Here is a 15681-nt window from a genome sequence, read left to right as displayed (position 1 = left end):
GCATCCGGCTGCCGCAGCAGCCCCCGCAACGGATCGTGCCGGGCTGGCACCACTACTGCCCGGAATGTCTGTGCTTTCTGATCGCTGCCAGTGACCGCCCCCTGGCGAGCCCGCCGAACACCTACGAGCCCTGGCTGTGCGAGCTGGCCCGGCTGGAAACCCCGACCGAAGAAAGGACACATCGTGGTGACGAGCGCGAACACCCCGAGCCCCACCGTGTATCTGGTGGCGATCCCCCAGCAGTGGCCGCCGGACCGACGACGACACGCGCTGCGCGAACACCCCGAGGACTACCGGGGCGTGTGCGGACAGATCACGGCACTGTGCGGCAAACCGGTGGTGGTGCCCTTCCCGGCGTTTACCGGCACCCGGACACCACCGCAGACGACACCGACGTGTGACCGCTGCCGAGCACTCGCCGACGAACACGGCTACCACTGCCTGCACCTGGACTCCGGCTGACCACATCGGAACGCACACACCGTCCGGGACCACCTTCCACGGACCCGCGCCCCGGAACTTCCGCCGTCCCCGCGAAACCCCGTTCGTCCGCTGCTCCACCCGGAAGACCCGTCATGCTCACCCGCGTTGTTTCTCGTGTCCTCGCCCTGGTGCGCACACCGGGCGGACACCCCCGCGCCCGCACCGGCCCGGGCTCCCGCGTTCCCACCGACGAGCACGGTGGGCCCGGCGAGGCCACCACCGTCACCACGGAACTGCCCCCGCCGCGCGGGCTGGCCAACGACCGCACCTGGATCGCCAGCCACCGGGAATCACGCTGGCACGCCAGCGAGAAATTCGTCAGCCCCCACAGCCACCGGGCCACCGGCGCCTGCGGGCACACCGTACGCGGCCCCCACGAATGCCGACACGGCCACGACCCGCCCGAACAGCCCCACCGCTCGCTCTGCGGGCCGTGCCTGCACGCCATCGGCTACCTACCGCCGCGCACGATCCCGCACCGGCGGCTCAGCACCATGGCGACCCCCGCCAAGGCCTGCCCGGCGGGGACCCTCCCCCAGCCTGGCCCACCACGACACCACCGCCGCGCGGCCTGAACGGCCACACACCCGGTGCCGCCGAAGTTCTCCCCTCCCTGGCTTCGGCGGCACCACCACCCCGGCCGGGCACCCCGAGCCCGGCCGGGGATCACCCGTCCTGGACTGTTCGCACCACCGGGAGACCCCTCATGTCCCGACCCTCGCCGGTGACCACCATCCTGCTGCGCGAATGCGCCGGAGCAGGCCTGGCCGTGGCCGGTTTCGCCTACAGCACCTGGGTCACCGTGCTGCTGCTGGCCGACCTGCTCGGCCACCTCACCCAACCAGGCCAGATCCAGCTGGGCCAGCACGCCCTACTGGCCGGGCTGGACTGCCTGGCCTGGTGGACCGGCCTCGCCGGACTCCGCCTCGGCGGATGGCGCACCCGGAAAACCACCACCCTCGGCCTGGCCCTACCAGTGGTCTACACCCTCGAACTCACCCTGCTGGCGATCACGCTCCACCTCGCCTGACAACCCGCCCGCCGTGGAGCTGACCCTACGGGCACCGACCGTGCTTGCCTCGAATATCGCGACCGGCAGAGCACCGGATGCGACTACACGTGCGCAGTCGGGGACCAGCTCCGTCATCACGACATATCCGAACCACGAACAACGTCATCAACCGTGGCCAGTGTTGACACGCGGACGCAGCCCACGTTCACCATGAAAGATGGTTTCCCCACACCGAACCGCTCGGCGGTGGAACCCACGGGCCAGGGCATACTGGCACTCCAGAATCCGCGCGTCCGTCCGGGAGGTTACGTGTCCCACCTGGCTCCTGGCGAAATCGCTCTGCTCACTACCATCGCGCTGGCTCTGGTCGCAGCGGTCGTCATACTGGCTCTAGCCGTGGTGAAGTATCTCCCGACACCAACGGAGACGCCACGATGGCTTGGAGGACCACTGCGGACCTCCGGGTCAACACCCACGAGCCACACACCCGGCAGCCGGTCACGAAAACCGGAATCGTCCAGCGACGCTGTCGTTCTCCACAGCAGGCCAGCCGATAATGCCGGAAACACAGGGGAACGAACAACGTGAACTGAGCCCCGAACTGAGACCTTCCTGGTGGTTCCTCAGTACTTCGGGGGCGATTCCGAGGCGGCTTCCTCCTCGGGCACCGGTTCGTCTCAGCGGCCCTCCCGGCCGTCTGCGGGATCCCGCTCGCGGATGCTCCACCCGGCAGGAGGCGTGGATTCGCCAGGACCATCGTGATCCAGGCGCAGCCACACCCCCTCGAACCAAGTCACAAGCCCGAACCCACCCAGGACAGATCCACCTGGGACAGTACGCCCTACTGGCCACCTTGGACTGCCTGGCCTGGTGGACCGGCCTCGCCGGACTCCGCCTCGGCGGATGGCGCGCCAGGAAAGTCACCACCCTCGGGCTGGCCCTACCCTCGGTCTACACCGACAACGAACCAGCCACACGGCTCTACCACAGACACGGATGGTCACCCGTCGGTGATCCGCCCCCGCACCCGACCACGGCCAAACCGGAACAGCGCTATCGCCTCGACCTCGTCCCAGAGTGAGACCCACCGACCACGAGAACGGCCCCCACCGTGTTCGGTGAGGGTCGTTCTCGCAGGTCTCGTGCGTGGCCAGGGGCGGGGTCGAACCGCCGACCTTCCGCTTTTCAGGCGGACGCTCGTACCAACTGAGCTACCTGGCCGTTCGCGTCCGGCTCTTGGCCGATCGCAACTGGCGACCCAGACGGGACTCGAACCCGCGACCTCCGCCGTGACAGGGCGGCGCGCTAACCAACTGCGCTACTGGGCCATGTCCTGTTGTCACCGGTCTCCCGGTGTCGTACCCCCAACGGGATTCGAACCCGCGTTACCGCCTTGAAAGGGCGGCGTCCTAGGCCTCTAGACGATGGGGGCTTGGCCGACCAGACCTTGCCTCCAACCGGCTTTCCCTTTTCTCCGGGGTGCCCCGTTGGGAACGATGAAAAGCTTAGTGCATCCCTCCACGCCCTCTGAAAGGGGGGTCCCCTTTCGGGCTCCCCTCCCGACAGGCAAGGCCGCGAACTGCGAAAACACCACCAGTCAGTGTACCCCACGCCGTCCAGCCCTCCCCCGCCGCGCGCGCCGAAGCACCCCCACGGAGACCCGACACGACACCAACAGCGATCTCGGTGACCGTGATCACACGCTTTCGGGCGTACGGACGTCATCTGGACCGTCGGGTGCTCAGCCACTCCGGACTGGCCACCCCGCGCAGGGTCACCCGCCAGGCCTCCTCCATCCGGGCGCTCACCCCCACACCGGAGTTGCCCACCCCGATCGCGTAGGCCCCCACCATCGCCGTGTAGGCCACCCGGGCCACCATCGCCGGATCCACCCCGGGACGCAACAGCCCGCTCGCCGAGGAACGCCGGAGCAGGTCCCGCAACAGGGACTCCCACTCCAACTCGTGACTCTCCTCCGCCGTGGCGATGCGGTGCCGCGCCAGCCGGGTGCCCGCCCGGAGGACGACGTCCTGTTCGAGCAGGCGGGCCGCGTCGTTGAGCATCCCCACCGCGATCGAGAGCGGATCCAACTCCCGCCGCAGCCAGCTGTGCTGCAACCTGGGCCAGCGCTTGGCCTGCAGACGCACCAGATCCAACGCCAGGGCCTCCTTCGAGGAGAAGTGGAAGTAGAACGCGCCCTTGGTCACTCCGCTGCGCCGCAGAATCGCACTGAGCGGCACGGCGTCGTAACCGTGTCGGTCGAACTCCTCGGCGGCTGCCACGACGATCGCACGACGGGTCAGTTGGGCACGACGCTGCTGGGGCATGTGCGCGGCTCCGGCGTACGACTGTGGGCGGCGCGCCAGAACGCACAGTAACGAGCAGGCGCGAGCCACCCACGAATGGATGATCAACTTTGCGGACTGAAGTTACCGCGCGTGGATATCCGTTGCCCATCCGGCTCGCGCCGCGGAAAACCCCCACCAACCGGCCCGTCACACGCCCGACGAGCAAAAACCCCCACCTGCCGATCAACCAAAAAAGACCCGGAGGTAGGTTTTGGTCGTGGGCCGTCCCGCGACGGCCCCCGTCCCGCGAGATGTTCCACCGGGGGGTGTACGTCTCGCGGGACCTCTCCCCAACACACACCGCCCCGGCGTCGCCGCGCCCGGTCACCGACCCGCACACCCGCCGGGAACGCGCGCCCGGCCCGGGAAGTCAGTCCGTGACCGGATGTTCCCCGTCGGCGTCCTCGTCCGAGTTCAGGCCGAGCATCTCCAGCAGCCGCGTGCAGTCCTCCCGGTCCTTGGAGCAGCGCGCCACGGCGATCCGGGCACGGTGCAGCTGTTCGGAGGAGAAACGCGCGGAGTCACCGCGTTGGGCGGGCACCGAGGTCGAGGACCTGGGGTAGCCTCTGTCCTGCAACGCCAGGAACTTGCGTACGTCGAGCGAGCCGTCCATAACCCCTCCCCGACTAGGGTTCCGCCGCAGGTTACCCATCCCACGCAGGACGAAACAGCCCCCTGGAGAGTGATGCGTGATTACTCTTCGGAGCGAAAACACCCGGCAAAGTAACCACTCTCCGTAGCAGCCACCGCCCCGCGCCGAGACATTCCACACACCCACGAACCCACCGGCCCACGCGCCACCTCTACCCCCTGGGGGTATATTGGCCGTGTCGTCGAACCACACCACGACCGGGAAAGGAGCGGCGATGCCCACCCGAACCTTCACCGTCAGCGGAATGACCTGCCAGCACTGCGTCGCCTCGGTGACCGAGGAACTCCAGGAGCTGCCCGAGGTCACCGACGTCGACGTCGCGCTGGACACCGGCAGGGTCACCGTCACCTCGGACACCGAACTCAGCCAGGAGGCCGCCTCCTCGGCGGTGCGCGAGGCCGGCTACACCATCTCCGACTGGCCCGCGCAGTGACCCACCGGCGGCCTCGCCGGCCGCCCCGAGACCGCGATCCTCACGAACGAGGAAACGAGGACTCGCGAACTCTCCCCAGCGGGGGGTTCGGCGTGCCACAATCGGCCCGCTGACACCCCCGGTCAGCCGCTGTGGAGATCGGCATCAGGCGCCCCCGCGTTTCCCCTGACGCGGGGGCGGTGCCGCGCGACCCTCCGACACGCCGGAGTGAGCACCCCCACAACCTCTGGCAGCGGCGGAGGAAACCGTTATCGTGTCCGCGTGGTGCTAGGAAGGGCGAAGTTCGGACGTCGGCAGCGCGCGGAGAACGCGGAGGACGCCGACACACGGCAGCGGGACGAGACCGACGGCGACCTGGAGTCCTACCTCGCGGCGCTCTCCCCCGAGGAGGACCCGGAGACCACCGGAACCGGTCGTAGCTTCGGCAACTCCGAAGTGCACCAGCTGCGGCTGCCGCTGATGGCCAACGAACGGCTCAAGGAGCTGGCCGCCGAGCAGGGCACCTCCCCCAGCGCGCTGGCGCGGGACTGGGTGCTGCAACACCTCAACGACCTGGACGAGCGGCCCGAGCCCCGGCGACGGGACACCGCCCAGCCGGAACAGGACGAGTCCCCCGCCCCGGGATCCGCCGGGTTCCCCGAGGACTCCGGGACTCCACAGTGGCCCTCCGAGGAAGGATTCCCCACCGAGTTCCCCGAAGCCACCGAGCCGCAGGACGGCTACCAGCCCCGGGCGTTCCCGCAGGCTCCCGGTGGGTGGGCCGCGGCCCCCGAGGAAACCGACACCGAGATCACCATCCCGCACGGCCAGTACCGCTACTGAGCACCCCGGCCCGCGGAACGCGCCCTCGGGCGGGGTGGCCCGGATTCCGCCCGAGCACCACCGGCAGCCCCCGCCCCGGGCGGAACCACCTCGCGGGCCCACCCGGAGCGGCGTTCCGGCGCGGCCTCAGTCGGTGGGCATCCCCAGTTCCCGGGCGATCAGCATCCGCTGCACCTCACTGGTTCCCTCGCCGATCTCGAGGATCTTGGCGTCCCGGTAGAACCGGCCCACCGGGGTCTCGTTCATGAACCCGTAGCCGCCGAATATCTGGGTGGCGTCCCTGGCGTTGTCCATGGCGGCGTTGGAGGAGGCCAGCTTCGCCACGGCCGCCTGCTTGCGGTACGGCTGCCCCCGCAGCATCCGACTCGCCGCGTCGTAGTAGGCGAGCCGGGCGGTGTGGGCGCGCAGCTCCATGTCCGCGATCTTGAACTGGATGGCCTGGTTGCTGCCGATGCTGCGGCCGAAGGCACGACGCTGCTCCGCGTAGCGCAGGCACTCGTCCACACACCCCTGGGCCAGTCCGACACCCAGCGCGGCGATGGCCACCCGCCCCTCGGTCAGCGTGGACAGGAACTGGGCGTAGCCACGCCCGCGCTGCCCCAACAGGTTCTGCTCGGGAACCCGGCAGTCCGCGAAGGCCAGTTCGTGGGTGTCCGAGGCGTTCCAGCCCACCTTGGAGTACTTCGGAGCCACCGTGAACCCGGGGGTGCCCGCCGGGACGATGATGGTGGAGATCTCCTTGCTTCCGTCCTCACGCGTGCCGGTGACCGCCGTGACCGTGACGAAGCCGGTGATCTCGGTGCCCGAGTTGGTGATGAACGCCTTGGAGCCGTTGAGCACCCACTGCCCACCGTCCAGCTCGGCGGTGGTGCGGCAGGCCCCCGCGTCGGACCCCCCGTCCGGTTCGGTCAGCCCGAAGGCCCCGAGTATCTCCCCGGAGGCCAGCCGGGGCAGCCAGGTGGTGCGCTGCTGTTCGGTGCCGAACCGCAGGATCGGCATGACCCCCAGCGACACCCCGGCCTCCAGGGTGACGGCCACCGAGGAGTCCACCCTGGCCAGTTCCTCGATGGCCAGGCACAGCGCCAGGTAGTCCCCGCCCATGCCGCCGTGCTCCTCCGGGACGGGCAGCCCGAACAGTCCCATCTCCCCCATGCCGGAGACGATCCCGTAGGGAAACTCCTCCCGCTGGTAGTAGTCCCCGATCACCGGGGCCACCTCGTTGAGCGCGAAGCTGCGCACCGACTCACGCAGCTGCTCGTGCTCCTCGCTGAGCTGGTAATCGACCATCCCGACCTCCTGAACGGATCACGGCGCGGGTCCGCCGTGCCGGTGTGCCTCCCGGAAGGTTCACTCCCCGGAGGGCCTCTCCTCCTGCGCGGTCACCACCGCGAGCGGTTGCTCCAGCTCGACCGCCTGCCCCGCGGTCACGAACACCTCCGTGACCAGCCCGTCCACCGGGGCGGTCACGGTGTGCTCCATCTTCATCGCCTCCACCACGAACAGGGCCTGTCCGGCACTCACCCGCTGGCCCGGCGCGACCTTGTCGAGCAGCACCGTTCCGGGCATGGGGCTGGTCACCGCCCCGTCGGCGGCGCCGGAGCGCTCGGCCGCGTCCGACAGCAGAGTGTGCTCGGTCAACGCCCAGCTCCCCTCGGCGGAGGCCAGCCAGACGGTGCGCCCGGCCAGGGCGTAGTGGTAGCGACGGGTGTGGCCGTCCAGCTCGACCGTGACCGTGGACTGCCGGCGGAACAGTCGCGCCCGGTGCGGGCTCGCCTCGGAGGGGGACTCCCGCTGGACGCGGACCTCGGCGTGGGCGGAGTCCCCCCGCGCCCCCACGGTGACGCGTTCCCCCGCCACGTCGAAGGACCAGTCCAGCCAAGCCCTGCCGCCCATGCGCCAGCCGAGCAGCGACTCCCACGGGTCCGCCCGGGGACCGGAGGGCTCCACCTCGCTCAACCGGATCAACGCGGCGGTGACCAGCACGTGGTCGGGAACGTTCGCCCCGGCGGTGAGCAGCCCCTCCAGCTCCCGCTCCACGAGCCCGGTGTCCAGCTGTCCCTCCCGCACCGAGGGGTGTTCCATCAGGGCACGGAGGAAGGTGGTGTTGGTCTCCACCCCGAGCAGCACCGTCTCGGACAACGCGTCGTCCAGCCTGCGCAGCGCCTCCGACCGCGTCCGCCCCCAGCCGACGATCTTGGCCAGCATCGGGTCGTAGTCGGAACCGATGCGGTCACCGGCCCGCACACCGGAGTCGACCCGGATGCCGGGCCCGGAGGGCTCGTGGGCCAGCAGCACCTCACCGCCGGTCGGCAGGAACCCCCGCGCCGGGTCCTCGGCGTAGATCCGGGCCTCTACCGCGTGACCGGAGGTGCCCAGCTCGTGCTGCCCGAACGGGAGGGGTTCCCCCTCGGCGACGCGCACCTGCCACTCCACCAGGTCCAGCCCGTTCGGGGGATCGCGGCGCTCACCGCCGGAGGCCTCCGTCCCGTCCCGTCCGACGGTGGTGACCATCTCGGTGACCGGGTGCTCGACCTGCAACCGGGTGTTCATCTCCATGAAGAAGAACTCCTCCGGCGCGTCGGCGGAGACGATGAACTCCACGGTTCCCGCCCCCACGTAGCCGACCGCGCGGGCGGCCCGCACGGCGGCGTCGCCGATGCGCTCCCGCGTGGGCCGGTCGAGCAGCGGCGAGGGCGCCTCCTCCACGATCTTCTGGTGCCTGCGTTGCAGGCTGCACTCGCGTTCGCCGAGGTGCACCACGTTCCCGTGCGAGTCACCCAGCACCTGCACCTCGATGTGCCGGGGGCGGGTGACGAAGCGCTCCACGAACAGGGTGTCGTCGCCGAAGGCCGCGCGGGACTCCCTGCGGGCGGCGGCGATCGCCTCCTCCAGCTCGTCGGGCGAGTGCACCAGGCGCATCCCCTTGCCCCCGCCGCCGGCCGCCGGTTTGAACAGCACGGGCAACCCCACGTCCAGGGCGGTGGCCGCGAGTCGTTCGTCGGAGTCCCCGGGTGAGCTGCTGCCGGGCACCAGCGGCACCCCGGCGGCCTCCACGGTGCGCTTGGCGCGGATCTTGTCGCCCATCGAGGCGATGGCCTCCGCCGAGGGGCCGATGAACACCAGCCCCTCCCGAGCGCAGGCCTCGGCGAAGGCGGCGCTCTCGGAGAGGAAGCCGTAGCCGGGGTGCACGGCCTGGGCGCCGCTCGTCCGGGCGGCTTCGAGCATCCTCTCCACGGACAGGTAGCTCTCGGTGGCCGCCGCCGGGCCGACGCGCACGGCCGTGTCCGCCGCGGCCACGTGCGCGGAGTCGGCGTCCGCATCGCTGTGGACGGCCACGGTGCGGATCCCCAGGCGGCGCAGGGTCGCGATGACCCGCACCGCGATCTCACCGCGGTTGGCGACCAGCACCGTGTCGAAACGCCGTCGGTGCGCCTGCTGTGCGTGGGCCATGTTCCTCTCCTCCGAGCGGGCCGTGCCGGAAGTACTCGTACTCACCGCGTGCTCACATCCGGAACACGCCGTTGTTGACCGGTTCCAGGGGAGCGTTGGCCGTCACGGACAGGGCCAGTCCGAGCACGTTCCTGGTCTGTTTGGGGTCGATCACGCCGTCGTCCCACAGCCGCGCGGTCGAGTAGTAGGGGTGGCCCTGCCGCTCGTACTGCTCGCGCACCGGCTGTTTGAACTCCTCCTCCTGCTCGGCCGACCACTGCCCGCCGCCGTGCTCGATCTGGTCACGGCGGACGGTGGCCAGCACCGAGGCGGCCTGTTCGCCGCCCATCACCGAGATGCGGGCGTTGGGCCACATCCACAGGAAGCGGGGCGAGTAGGCGCGACCGCACATGGAGTAGTTGCCCGCCCCGAAGGAACCCCCGATGACCACGGTCAGTTTCGGAACCCGGGCGCAGGCCACGGCGGTGACCATCTTCGCCCCGTGCTTGGCGATACCTCCGGCCTCGTACTCCTTGCCGACCATGAACCCGGAGATGTTCTGCAGGAACACCAGCGGTATCTCCCGCCGGTCGCAGAGCTGCACGAAGTGCGCTCCCTTGAGCGCCGACTCGCCGAACAGGATCCCGTTGTTGGCCACGACACCCACCGGGTGACCGTGGATCCGCGCGAAACCGGTCACCAGGGTCTGCCCGTACTCGGCCTTGAACTCGGAGAAGCGGCTGCCGTCGACCGTGCGGGCGATCACCTCCCGCACGTCGTAGGGGGTTCTGCTGTCGGGGGGCACCACGCCGTAGAGCTGGTCCGGGTCCACGACGGGTTCCTCCACCGGGGCCGGGGCGGCCGTGGGGCGCCGCCGGCCGGTGGTGGCGACGACGGAGCGCACGATGCGCAGCGCGTCGGCGTCGTCGGTGGCCAGGTGGTCGGCCACTCCGGAGGTGTGGGCGTGCAGCCATCCCCCGCCGAGTTCCTCGGCGGTGACCTCGGCCCCGGTGGCGGCCTTCACCAACGGCGGACCGCCGAGGAAGATGGTGCCCTGCTCCCGCACGATCACGGCCTCGTCGCTCATGGCCGGGACGTAGGCCCCGCCCGCCGTGCAGGAGCCGAGCACGGCGGCTATCTGCGGGATTCCCCGCGCCGACATCGTGGCCTGGTTGTAGAAGATGCGCCCGAAGTGCTCCCGGTCGGGGAAGACCTCGTCCTGCCGGGGCAGGAAGGCACCGCCGGAGTCAACCAGGTAGATGCAGGGCAGGTTGTTGTGCAGGGCCACCTCCTGGGCCCGCAGGTGCTTCTTCACCGTGACCGGGTAGTAGGTGCCGCCCTTGACGGTGGCGTCGTTGGCCACGATGACGCACTCCCGACCCGCCACCCGGCCGATGCCGGTGATGATGCCCGCACCTGGGGCCTCGTCGTCGTAGAGACCGTGGGCCGCCATGGGTGACAGTTCCAGCAGCGGAGAGCCCCGGTCGAGCAGGGTGTTCACCCGGTCGCGGGGCAGCAGTTTCCCGCGTTCGACGTGGCGCCGTCTGGTTTTCTCGGGACCTCCCGCACGGACCCGGGCGAGCTGCTCGTCGAGGTCGGCGACGAGCGCCTCGTGTTCCGCCGTGTAGCGCGCGTAGGACTCGGCAGTCGGGTCGACAGCCGTGGACAGTACCGGCGCATCCATCTTCGACCGCACCTTCCGTTCTCGTTCCCGACCGGCCGGTGGGCCTTCCCGAGGGAACGACACGTGGCGACAAGGGTGTTAATGATCGTTAACTGGCTCTGATGTTAACGCCGCCTAACAGGATTCGTCTAGTATCGGAGTCGATGACGCACAACGCCGCCGAGGATCCACCCACCGAGCCGCCTCCCACGCGGCGCGAGCAGATCCTGGCAGCCGCGGCTGAACTGTTCGCCAGGTACGGCTTCCACGGAGTGGGCATCGACGACATCGGCGCGGCCGTGGGCGTCTCCGGCCCCGCGCTGTACCGCCACTTCCGCAGCAAGGACGCGATGCTGGGCGAGATGCTCACCGGCATCAGCGAGAAACTCCTCCACGGCGGCAACGCCCGCACCGCCGGAGCCGGCACCCCGGAACACGCCCTGGAAAGCCTGGTGCACTGGCACGTCGAGTTCGCGCTGACGAACTCCGCGCTGATCACCGTGCACCTGCGCGACCTGGACAGCCTGTCCGAACCGGACCGCCACCGGGTCCGGGAACTGCAACGACGCTACGTCGAGGTGTGGGTCCGCGCCCTGCTCGACGCCCGCCCCGGCCTCGACGAACCCACCGCACGGGCCGCCACCCACGCGGTGCTCGGGCTGATCAACTCCACGCCCTACAGCGCCCGGCTGGACACCACCGCCATGACCACCCTGCTGCACCGCATGGCCATGGGCGCGCTCGACTCCGAGCCCACACCCCGTCACTGAGAGGACCGCTCAGTGCCCGTCGGGGCGGAAGCGACAGGGCCGTCGAAACACCCCAGGCCCCGCGAGACGCCGAGTCGTGGCGGGGACCCGGTGGGACCTCCGGCCCGCGTCAGGACCTTCGTGGGGATCAAGCCCGGGGCTGCCCTCCGTCCGAACCCGACGGCGAGGGACGCCAGTACAGCGCGCCCACCGCGAAGACCACGGTGAGGCAGGCGAGCACCCCCGGCCCCCAGAAGCTGGCCCGCTCCCCCGCCTGGAACAGCGAGGGGATCCGCAGGATCAGCACGGCAGCCGACACGGCCATCCCCGTCAGGCTGGTCACGAACAGCCACGTCTCCTTCATCATCCGCACCTTAACCGAAGCAACCGTCGACGGCCTTCCACCTGCCCGTGACATCCCGCATCGCCGTCGGTGCCAACCCACTCGGACCAGCTCGCCACCGGCCACGCCGCCCTCCACACCCCTCGGACGACGAACATCAACCTATCGAGGGACGAACACGTTTTGCGAGCTCACGACAACGGAGCAAGACTGGGGCGGCCGGCCGACGAGCCGAAGGAGACGGGATGGCTACTTCCGGCACACGCCCCACCCCGGTGCCCACGCGCGCCTCCGAACGGGTCCGTGCCCCGAAGGGCTCGGTGCTGGTCGCGATGACCCGCACCACCGATCCGAAACAGATCGGGATGCTCTACCTGAGCACGGCCTTCGCGTTCTTCCTCGTCGGAGGGCTGCTGGCGATGTTCCTGCGCGCCGAACTGGCGCTGCCCGGGATGCAGATCGTCAGCCAGGAACAGTACAACCAGCTGTTCACCATGCACGGCACGATCATGCTGCTGCTGTTCGCCACGCCCATCCTCTTCGGGTTCGCCAACGTGGTGCTGCCGCTGCAGATCGGCGCCCCCGACGTGGCCTTCCCCCGGCTGAACGCGTTCTCCTACTGGCTGTTCCTGTTCGGCGGCCTGATCGTGATCGGCAGCTTCGTCACCCCGGACGGGGCGGCCGACTTCGGCTGGACCGCCTACACCCCCCTGGCGCGCGCCGAGCACAGCGCGGGCATAGGAGGCAACCTCTGGATCACCGGGCTGATCGTCTCCGGGCTCGGCACCATCCTGGGGGCGGTGAACATGATCACCTCGATCGTGTGTATGCGCGCCCCGGGCATGACCATGTGGCGGCTGCCGATCTTCGTGTGGAACATCCTGGTCACCAGCCTGCTGATCCTGATCGCCTTCCCGATCCTGACGGCGGCGCTGTTCGGGCTGCTGGCCGACCGCCACCTGGGCGCGCACGTGTTCGACCCGGCCAACGGCGGAGCGGTGCTGTGGCAGCACCTGTTCTGGTTCTTCGGCCACCCCGAGGTCTACATCGTCGCGCTGCCCTTCTTCGGCATCATCACCGAGATCCTGCCGGTGTTCTCCCGCAAACCGCTGTTCGGCTACACCGGACTGGTCTACGCGACCTGGACGATCGGGTTCCTGTCCGTGGTGGTGTGGGCCCACCACATGTTCGTCACCGGTGCGGTTCTGCTGCCGTTCTTCGCCTTCACCACCTTCCTGATCGCGGTGCCCACCGGCATCAAGTTCTTCAACTGGATCGGCACCATGTGGCGCGGGCAGCTGACCTTCGAGTCGCCCATGCTGTTCAGCGTCGGCTTCCTGGTCACCTTCCTGTTCGGCGGGCTGACCGGCGTGCTGCTGGCCTCCCCGCCGCTGGACTTCCACGTCTCGGACACCTACTTCGTGGTGGCCCACTTCCACTACGTGCTGTTCGGCACGATCGTCTTCGCCGTGTTCGCGGGCCTGTACTTCTGGTTCCCGAAGATGACCGGCCGGATGATGGACGAGCGGTTGGCCAAGGCACACTTCTGGCTGACCTTCATCGGCTTCCACACCACGTTCCTGGTGCAGCACTGGCTCGGCAACGAGGGGATGCCCCGCCGCTACGCCGACTACCTGCCCACCGACGGGTTCACGGTGCTCAACGTGATCTCCAGTGCCGGGGCGTTCCTGCTCGGTGCCTCGATGCTGCCGTTCCTGTACAACGTGCTCAAGAGCTACCGCTACGGCACCCGCGTCGACGTAGACGACCCCTGGGGCCACGGCAACTCGCTGGAGTGGGCCACCTCCTGCCCGCCGCCACGACACAACTTCCACGAGCTGCCCCGGATCCGCTCCTCCCGCCCCGCCTTCGAGCTGCACTACCCGCACATGAGCGAGCGGATGGAGCTGGAGGCCCACGTCACGCGACGCGGTAGGGCCGACAACGACAACCCCGTCTGAGGAGTCCTCACGGCACGGACAGGTGAGGGCGGGTGTCACGACCTCGCGGGCCGCCGGACGACCACCGTCCGCCACAGGCTCCGCCGCCCGGCCGCCCCCGCGCCGAGCGCTACTCGACCACGGGCGGCTGTTCGGCCAGGGGGATCTCCTCGCGGTACTCGCGGGAACGCGGGGGGAGCGTGGGGCGCTGCTGCTCGATGCCCGCGGCCTCGAACCGCGAGGGGTGGGAGTTGTTGTTGGACAGCGGCTGGATCCGCCTTCCGGTGTTGACCACACACCCCCTGCCGGGGGGTGCCTTGCACACCGGGCACTTGACCTGCAACACCGCCCGGCGGGCCCGGATGTCGCCGATCGCCTCGTCCGGATCCTGTCCCCGGGCCTCCAGCAGGGCGGCCGTGGCCCGCTCCCAACCCCGCAGCGACTCCTCGGCAGAGGGGCGGCGCTTCGCCCGGATCTCGGCGCTCTCGGCCTTCTGGATCTGCTGGTTGCGGTACTCCACCCACTCCCGGTGGATCACGCTCGTCGACACCGAGGTGGAGTTCCTGCGGTAGTGCTCGACCACCACCGACTTGGCGAAGTCGGCGGGAATGTCGCCGAGCGCCGCCGCCCAGGACTCCGCGGTCAGATCGGCCTTGCCCTGCTGCTGCTCCGTCTTCGGGTAGGCCAGGGACTCGAACGACCTGTCGTAGCTGGCCACGAGCTGGAAGAGTTCGGGGAGATCATAGGTCTCCATCAGGCTTCCTCCTCGTTCGAGACTCCCTCGGCGTCGACGACCGGGCCGTCGTCGGCCTTTCCGGTCATGTTCGCACGCAGGCGCTGCCTGTTCCTGGCGGCCACGTAGTGCGCCTGTCGCGGAAGGTCGAAGGCCCTGCGACCGAAGGCGGGTTCGGGCAGGCACCTCGGGCACTTGCGCACCCGGCCGTCCTCCTGCTCGATGTAGCCGTTGTCGCACTGGGGGTCGCCACAGTGCCCCGGCAACGGTCGGGTGCGGGTTCCGGCCGTCTCCTTCGACTCGGGGACCACGGTCCGACGTGAACCGGATTCGCCCTTGGTGGGCGGGGCGGTCGACGTCTTGGCCACCGCCGCGCCCGGCGACGGGCTCTCGTAGACGTCGCGGGCGGAGCGCTGCAGAGCCTCGCCGTAGCACTCGGGGAACTTGCTCGGAGCGGCCTTCTTCTCCTTCCAGATGTTCAGGGCCGCTATGAGGTCACCGGTGTTGGCCAGCGGGGACTGCTCCCGTTTCGTCCGGATCTCGGCGGCCAGCTTCTCCAGCACCCGGTCGGGGAAGGGGGTTCTCTGCTGCTCGGCCCACTGACGGACGATGCTCTCCGAACTCAGCGTGTTCGCCGAGGAGGTCTCCCCGGCACCGGCGGGCTCCGGTCCGGCGGCGGGTTCCGGCTCCCGCCGGTTCGTTCGGGCCACCGGCGCGGTGACCTCGGTGGCCAGCGAGGTCCGTTCGCCACGGGAGACCGCCCCGGCGTGGACGGTCCAGTGCACTCCGCCCTCCCGGGAGGAGCCGGTCAGCCAGCCGCTGCGTTCCAGTTCGGCCACCACGGCCACGGGGTCGGTGGCCCCGGCCGCCGCCAGATCGTCCAACCGGAGACGGCCGGTGGCCTGGATGAGTGCGTAGGCGGCTCTGGCCTGCAGGCTCACGGAGTTGTCCAGAGCCAGCTCCGTCGGTACGGCCGTCCAGCCGCCCCACCCCACAGAAAGCGCACCGTCCATAGGACGACTCCTCCATCGGTGTTACACGCCGTGCCGGGACAGGCTATTACCTCCGTCCTCC

At 69.7% G+C, this 15681-nt stretch carries 16 protein-coding genes and 3 tRNA genes; 8 read left to right on the top strand and 11 right to left on the bottom strand.

What is annotated here, in order from left to right; all coding sequences use genetic code 11:
- Window positions 1-186 precede the first annotated feature (186 nt).
- From ACTMO_RS22695 to ACTMO_RS23200, 4 genes are all read left to right on the top strand, one after another.
- Window positions 187-462, top strand: a complete 276-nt coding sequence (locus ACTMO_RS22695) for a hypothetical protein (protein ID WP_157062744.1) — start codon at window positions 187-189, stop codon at window positions 460-462.
- A 113-nt stretch (window positions 463-575) separates the two neighbouring features.
- On the top strand, window positions 576-1058 hold the full coding sequence (locus tag ACTMO_RS0100190; protein ID WP_019852630.1) for a hypothetical protein: 483 nt from the start codon (window positions 576-578) through the stop codon (window positions 1056-1058).
- A gap of 131 nt (window positions 1059-1189) precedes the next feature.
- Complete coding sequence (locus ACTMO_RS0100185; RefSeq protein WP_019852629.1) at window positions 1190-1513, top strand: hypothetical protein; 324 nt, start codon at window positions 1190-1192, stop codon at window positions 1511-1513.
- An 835-nt stretch (window positions 1514-2348) separates the two neighbouring features.
- Window positions 2349-2576, top strand: a complete 228-nt coding sequence (locus ACTMO_RS23200; protein WP_019852628.1) for an N-acetyltransferase — start codon at window positions 2349-2351, stop codon at window positions 2574-2576.
- A gap of 66 nt (window positions 2577-2642) precedes the next feature.
- Here ACTMO_RS23200 and ACTMO_RS0100175 read toward each other — a convergent pair.
- The 5 genes from ACTMO_RS0100175 to ACTMO_RS0100155 form a co-directional block, all read right to left on the bottom strand.
- A tRNA-Phe gene (locus ACTMO_RS0100175) sits at window positions 2643-2716 on the bottom strand.
- Between the two features lie 30 nt (window positions 2717-2746).
- Window positions 2747-2823, bottom strand: a tRNA-Asp gene (locus ACTMO_RS0100170).
- A 31-nt stretch (window positions 2824-2854) separates the two neighbouring features.
- A tRNA-Glu gene (locus ACTMO_RS0100165) sits at window positions 2855-2927 on the bottom strand.
- Window positions 2928-3216: 289 nt separating this feature from the next.
- Window positions 3217-3822 carry a ScbR family autoregulator-binding transcription factor gene (locus ACTMO_RS0100160; RefSeq protein WP_019852627.1) on the bottom strand — a complete coding sequence of 202 codons (606 nt, stop codon included), beginning with the start codon at window positions 3820-3822 and terminating at the stop codon, window positions 3217-3219.
- A gap of 391 nt (window positions 3823-4213) precedes the next feature.
- On the bottom strand, window positions 4214-4456 hold the full coding sequence (locus ACTMO_RS0100155; protein ID WP_019852626.1) for a hypothetical protein: 243 nt from the start codon (window positions 4454-4456) through the stop codon (window positions 4214-4216).
- Window positions 4457-4709: 253 nt separating this feature from the next.
- Between ACTMO_RS0100155 and ACTMO_RS0100150 the strand changes: the two genes are divergently transcribed.
- Together ACTMO_RS0100150 and ACTMO_RS0100145 are read left to right on the top strand one after the other, a co-directional pair.
- Window positions 4710-4928 (top strand): heavy-metal-associated domain-containing protein, encoded by a 219-nt coding sequence (locus ACTMO_RS0100150; RefSeq protein ID WP_019852625.1) that lies wholly within the window; start codon window positions 4710-4712, stop codon window positions 4926-4928.
- 261 nt (window positions 4929-5189) lie between these two features.
- Window positions 5190-5750 carry a hypothetical protein gene (locus tag ACTMO_RS0100145; protein ID WP_019852624.1) on the top strand — a complete coding sequence of 187 codons (561 nt, stop codon included), beginning with the start codon at window positions 5190-5192 and terminating at the stop codon, window positions 5748-5750.
- Between the two features lie 126 nt (window positions 5751-5876).
- On the opposite strand, the gene ACTMO_RS0100140 is transcribed toward ACTMO_RS0100145, so the two are convergent.
- From ACTMO_RS0100140 to ACTMO_RS0100130, 3 genes are read right to left on the bottom strand one after another with little or no spacing between them, the layout of a single operon-like run.
- Entirely contained in the window at window positions 5877-7037 is a 1161-nt protein-coding gene (locus ACTMO_RS0100140; RefSeq protein WP_019852623.1) for an acyl-CoA dehydrogenase family protein, read from the bottom strand.
- A gap of 60 nt (window positions 7038-7097) precedes the next feature.
- Complete coding sequence (locus ACTMO_RS0100135; protein WP_019852622.1) at window positions 7098-9200, bottom strand: acetyl/propionyl/methylcrotonyl-CoA carboxylase subunit alpha; 2103 nt, start codon at window positions 9198-9200, stop codon at window positions 7098-7100.
- Between the two features lie 52 nt (window positions 9201-9252).
- Window positions 9253-10863 (bottom strand): carboxyl transferase domain-containing protein, encoded by a 1611-nt coding sequence (locus ACTMO_RS0100130; RefSeq protein ID WP_026448715.1) that lies wholly within the window; start codon window positions 10861-10863, stop codon window positions 9253-9255.
- Between the two features lie 143 nt (window positions 10864-11006).
- Between ACTMO_RS0100130 and ACTMO_RS0100125 the strand changes: the two genes are divergently transcribed.
- A complete protein-coding gene (locus tag ACTMO_RS0100125; RefSeq protein WP_019852620.1) occupies window positions 11007-11612 on the top strand; it encodes an SACE_7040 family transcriptional regulator in 606 nt (201 codons plus the stop codon).
- Between the two features lie 127 nt (window positions 11613-11739).
- On the opposite strand, the gene ACTMO_RS0100120 is transcribed toward ACTMO_RS0100125, so the two are convergent.
- Window positions 11740-11955 (bottom strand): hypothetical protein, encoded by a 216-nt coding sequence (locus ACTMO_RS0100120; protein WP_033401592.1) that lies wholly within the window; start codon window positions 11953-11955, stop codon window positions 11740-11742.
- Window positions 11956-12179: 224 nt separating this feature from the next.
- On the opposite strand from ACTMO_RS0100120, the gene ctaD reads away from it, so the two are divergent.
- A complete protein-coding gene (ctaD, locus tag ACTMO_RS0100115; protein ID WP_051099000.1) occupies window positions 12180-13895 on the top strand; it encodes an aa3-type cytochrome oxidase subunit I in 1716 nt (571 codons plus the stop codon).
- Between the two features lie 109 nt (window positions 13896-14004).
- Here ctaD and ACTMO_RS0100110 read toward each other — a convergent pair whose 3' ends face one another.
- Window positions 14005-14628 carry a zinc finger domain-containing protein gene (locus tag ACTMO_RS0100110; protein WP_019852617.1) on the bottom strand — a complete coding sequence of 208 codons (624 nt, stop codon included), beginning with the start codon at window positions 14626-14628 and terminating at the stop codon, window positions 14005-14007.
- Window positions 14628-15620: a hypothetical protein gene (locus tag ACTMO_RS0100105; RefSeq protein WP_019852616.1), complete on the bottom strand. Its 993-nt coding sequence runs from the start codon at window positions 15618-15620 to the stop codon at window positions 14628-14630. The genes ACTMO_RS0100110 and ACTMO_RS0100105 overlap by 1 nt, the downstream gene beginning before the upstream one ends.
- Window positions 15621-15681: the final 61 nt, after the last annotated feature.

It is taken from the genome of Actinopolyspora mortivallis DSM 44261 (genome assembly GCF_000384035.1).
Classification (GTDB): Bacteria; Actinomycetota; Actinomycetes; order Mycobacteriales; family Pseudonocardiaceae; genus Actinopolyspora; species Actinopolyspora mortivallis.
Note: the sequence above shows the minus strand (reverse complement) of the source record. Positions and strands in the feature narration are given on the sequence as shown.